The organism is Porcipelethomonas ammoniilytica, assembly GCF_025567485.1.
GTDB lineage: Bacteria > Bacillota > Clostridia > Oscillospirales > Ruminococcaceae > Porcipelethomonas > Porcipelethomonas ammoniilytica.
In genome coordinates this window covers 1-564 of the sequence record NZ_JAOQKH010000100.1, presented here as the reverse complement: position 1 = coordinate 564, position 564 = coordinate 1, and the positions used below count along the sequence as shown (strand labels likewise).

1 protein-coding gene is annotated in these 564 nt (G+C 41.0%); it reads right to left on the bottom strand.

Features of this window, described 5'->3' with window-relative positions; translation table 11 throughout:
• Window positions 1-564: helicase-related protein (locus OCV67_RS13485; protein ID WP_394802713.1), on the bottom strand; the 564-nt coding region annotated here is incomplete at both ends.

Below are 564 nucleotides of genomic sequence, written 5' to 3'. Positions count from 1 at the left end.
ATATTCACTGTCGGAATAATTTTCATTTAATTCTGTGTACACCGTATCAATTGCACTTTGCATATCAGTTCGGCTGCCATTATAGATCACGTTTCCTAGTTCGTCCGGACACGGTATAATCAGCTTTTTTCTATCCGGAAGATTACATATCAAACGTCCGTCCGGCATCTGGAAGAAATTAATATCATGTAAATTATACTGCTGTTCCCGTGCCCACAGATTCACAATTTCAATATTTCTTATCCAGCTGGACGGTGTATCTGCCGCACGTTCAATTTTTTCAGGCAGTTCGAATAAATCCCCCTCAAGCTTATCCTGCTGTGCTTTTGAAATATTACTGATATCTATTCCTAACAATGACGGTGCTGTGCAAAGGGAACGTTTTCCCGTAATTCCAACGCAATCGATCAGCGTTAATTTTTCCTTATCCGGATGAAGTCTTAAACCTCGTCCCACCATCTGAGTATATAAGCTGTCCGACTGAGTAGGACGCGCTATAATTACCGTTTCAACAAGCGGGATATCTGTTCCCTCGGTAAAAACCATACAGTTTATAAGACAAGG